The 3,433-nt window shown below is 71.9% G+C and carries 4 protein-coding genes; 2 read left to right on the top strand and 2 right to left on the bottom strand.

The features are described 5' to 3' along the window. Positions 1-91: 91 nt before the first annotated feature. Both WML84_RS13990 and WML84_RS13985 read right to left on the bottom strand, forming a co-directional pair. On the bottom strand, positions 92-382 hold the full coding sequence (locus tag WML84_RS13990) for an antibiotic biosynthesis monooxygenase (protein ID WP_347346748.1): 291 nt from the start codon (positions 380-382) through the stop codon (positions 92-94). A 113-nt stretch (positions 383-495) separates the two neighbouring features. Beyond that, positions 496-1,047 (bottom strand): MarR family transcriptional regulator, encoded by a 552-nt coding sequence (locus WML84_RS13985; protein ID WP_347346747.1) that lies wholly within the window; start codon positions 1,045-1,047, stop codon positions 496-498. A gap of 108 nt (positions 1,048-1,155) precedes the next feature. Here WML84_RS13985 and WML84_RS13980 point away from each other — a divergent pair, with 108 nt between their 5' ends. Together WML84_RS13980 and WML84_RS13975 are read left to right on the top strand one after the other, a co-directional pair. Then, positions 1,156-2,628: an SDR family oxidoreductase gene (locus WML84_RS13980; RefSeq protein ID WP_347346746.1), complete on the top strand. Its 1,473-nt coding sequence runs from the start codon at positions 1,156-1,158 to the stop codon at positions 2,626-2,628. 98 nt (positions 2,629-2,726) lie between these two features. Next, the coding region (locus WML84_RS13975; RefSeq protein ID WP_347346745.1) for a ferrochelatase at positions 2,727-3,433 on the top strand (707 nt) is incomplete at its 3' end.

Genomic DNA, 3,433 nt, shown 5'->3' with positions numbered 1-3,433 from the left:
CTCGCGAGGCTTGCCGAGAGTCGAGCGGAGATCATCAACTGAGACGACCGACGCGATCCGTCGGAGACCGCCCAGGACGACGCCGAGCGCGTCACCCCGCCGGCTCGAGGCCCTCCACGACATAGCGGCGCTCGATGGCCGAGGTGGCGCGGCCCCACTCGCTCGCGGCGACGCGCTGCTGATGGGCCCGGAAGGCGGCGCCGTCGGCGAACCGCTCCTCGACCTGCCACACCAGCGGATCGTCGGTCGGCCGCACCTCGAACGACAGGCAGCCGGGCTCGGCGCGCGTGAGCGTCACGTGCAGGGGGAGGTGGCGGCGGACGAGATCGGCCTCACCGGCATCCCGGCAGACCAGCCGGCCGCTCAGGCTCACGTGCGCCATGGTCCTCCTCGGTCGCGACGGTCGTCGGCCTCGTCATGAGCGCATGACCGGCATCCGGGCGGCCGCGAACACCGTCCCGCGGTGGTCCAGCCTAGGCGCAGCTCGTTCGCGGGTCAGGATGCCTCGGGCCTCGGCGCCGGGTGAGACGACTCGACGAGCAGCCCGTCGGGCGCGTCGGCGGCGATGAGGGCCGTGAGGAACCCGATCACGACGGCGCGCTCGTCGGGGGAGAGCGCGGCGGCCGCCGCGAAGCGACGCGCGTGCTGCCGGCCGATGGTGTCGTGCGCGGCGCGGCGCGTCGACTCGGTGACCCGGATGCTCAGCGTGCGTCGATCGGTCGGGTGCGCGTCCCGGATCAGATGCCCTCCGTCGACGAGACGATCGACGAGCTTGGTCGTGGACGCGCTCGAGATGCCGACCGCGCGGGCGATGTCCTTCGGGGTGACGATCTGGCCGCGCTGCTCGGCTCGCATGATCATGCGGATGGCCCGCATGTCGGTCTCGTTGAGCCTCATGTAGCGCGCCGACAGCTCGGAGAGCGCGCGCGCCGCATCCTGCCAGGCTCCGAGAGCCTGCATCACGTCGAAGGACTGCGCGACGTCGTCTTCGGAGAGGCCGTCGACGGCGAGGAGGTCCGCGGCGACCGCGGTGGCTCTGTCGCTCATCGCACGCGGTCCGTCGTTCGCATGGCCCTATCCTACAGTTCGCGTACTAGGCTTGTTTCTCGCCAGGCTAACGAAATCAGATCAAGAACGAGGGAAGGAAGCGTCCTCATGACCCGTGTCCTCGTCACCGGTGCCACCGGATACATCGGCGGTCGCCTCGTGCCCCAACTGCTCCAAGCCGGCCATGAGGTGACGTGCCTCGTGCGCTCGGAGTGGAAGCTGACGGACGTGCCGTGGCGCGACCGCGTCGAGGTCGTCGAGGGCGATCTCTCGAACGCCGAGGCTCTGCAGACGGCGATGGACGGCGTCGAGGTGGCGTTCTACCTCGTGCACTCGATGCGTGCGGCCCGGGACTTCGGCGAGGGCGAGAGGCACGACGCGGAGTCGTTCGCGGCCGCGGCGGCGAGCGCCGGCGTGCGGCGGATCGTCTACCTCGGCGGCCTGCATCCGAGCGGGGTCGCCCTGTCGCCGCACCTCGCCTCTCGTGCCGCGGTCGGAGAGGTGTTCCTCGCGAGCGACGTGCCGGCGATCGTCTACCAGGCGGGCATCGTGATCGGCTCGGGGTCCGCGTCGTTCGAGATGATCCGCCATCTGACCGAGGTGCTGCCCTACATGCCGGCGCCGCGCTGGGTGCGCAATAGGGTGCAACCGATCGCCGTGCGCGACGTGTTGCGCTACCTGGTCGGCGCGGTCACGATCGACGAGGACCTCGACCGCACCTTCGACATCGGCGGACCGGACGTGCTGCGGTACGGCCAGATGATGAACGGGTATGCCGTCGAGGCAGGGCTGCCGCAGCGTCCCATCGCCTCGCTGCCGGTGTTCACCCCGTGGCTCGCCTCGCAGTGGGTGAACCTCGTGACCCCCGTGCCGCGCCGCATCGCGGTGCCGATCATCGCCTCGCTGCAGAACGACTGCGTGGTGCACGAGCACGACATCGACCGCTACATCCCGCCGCCCGAGGAGGGGCTGCTGACCTATCGCGAGGCGGTGCGGCTGGCGCTCCGCCGAGAGCGCGAGGGAGAGGTCGAGACGAGCTGGCGGGGTGCGACCGTGCCCGGCGCACCGAGCGACCCGCTGCCGAGCGACCCCGACTGGACCGGCCACACGGTGTACACGGATGCGCGGGAGCGTCGGAGCGCGGCCTCCCCGGCGGCGGTGTGGAGCATCATCGAGTCGATCGGCGGCGAGAACGGCTGGTACTCGTCGCCGATCGCGTGGGCCGCTCGGGGCTGGATCGACCGCGTGCTGGGCGGCGTCGGCATGCGGCGGGGCCGACGGCATCCGTCCCGGCTGAACACGGGCGACGTCGTCGACGTCTGGCGTGTGGAGTCCATCGACCGCGGACGGTCGTTGCGGCTGCGCGCCGAGATGCGGATGCCGGGACGCGGCTGGCTCGAGCTCGGCGTCGAGCCGTCTGGTGAGGGCAGCCTCTACCGTCAGCGCGCGGTGTACTTCCCGAAGGGGCTCGCGGGCCGGCTGTACTGGGCGGTGCTGCTGCCGTTCCACGGCATCATCTTCGGCGGCATGATCGCGAGCATCCTGCAGGCCGCCGAGCGCTCCAGCGGCGAGCGCGCGTGAGCCGCTTCGGCGCAGGGGCCCCGGAGCGTCGTGCGCGCGCCACCGACATCGACGACGCTCGACACCCGGCACAGCGCGAGGACCCTCAGGAGGACGGCATGAGACGGGCTCCCGGCGCGGACGACCGCCGCGAGACCAAGCCGCCGCGGGCGACCGGCGTGCACCTCGAGCCCGGCGCGGTGGTCGCGTCGGCCACGCGAGCAGCCCAGGCCGGCCCGCCCCACGTCACGGAGCCGGTGCGCTACGACGCCGTCCTGCTGTCGGGGTTCGGCGGCCCGGAGGGCCCCGACGACGTCATGCCGTTCTTGCGGAACGTCACGCGCGGGCGCGGCATCCCCGACGACCGCCTCGAGGAGGTCGCCCACCACTACCTGGCCTTCGGCGGCGTGAGCCCGATCAACGGGCACAACCGGGAGCTGAGGTCCGCACTGAGCGACGCGCTCGCGGCGGCCGGGCTCGACCTGCCGGTGTACTGGGGCAACCGCAACTGGGCGCCGTATCTCGACGACGTGCTGGCCGAGGCCGCTCGCGACGGCGTGCGCCGCATGATCGCGATCCCCACGAGCGCCTATTCGTCGTACTCCTCCTGCCGGCAGTACCGCGAGGACTGGGCCGACGCGCTGGAGGCGGCCGGCCTGCAGGAGCGTCTGCAGGTGGACAAGGTCCGCCAGTTCTTCTCGCATCCCGGTTTCGTGGAGCCCTTCATCGAGGGCGTCCGCGACGGGATCGCCGCGGCCGAACGCGCCGGGCACGCCAGGGCGTCGATCGAGGTGCTGTTCTCCACCCACAGCATCCCGACGGCGGA

This window comes from Microbacterium sp., from assembly GCF_039812165.1.
Classification (GTDB): Bacteria; Actinomycetota; Actinomycetes; order Actinomycetales; family Microbacteriaceae; genus Microbacterium.
This window is presented reverse-complemented; position numbering and strand designations above follow the sequence as displayed.

Coding starts and splice junctions, on each gene's coding strand:
- WML84_RS13990 (WP_347346748.1), bottom strand. CDS start 382: ATGGCGCACGTGAGCCTGAGCGGCCGGCTGGTCTGCCGGGATGCCGGT.
- WML84_RS13985 (WP_347346747.1), bottom strand. CDS start 1,047: ATGAGCGACAGAGCCACCGCGGTCGCCGCGGACCTCCTCGCCGTCGAC.
- WML84_RS13980 (WP_347346746.1), top strand. CDS start 1,156: ATGACCCGTGTCCTCGTCACCGGTGCCACCGGATACATCGGCGGTCGC.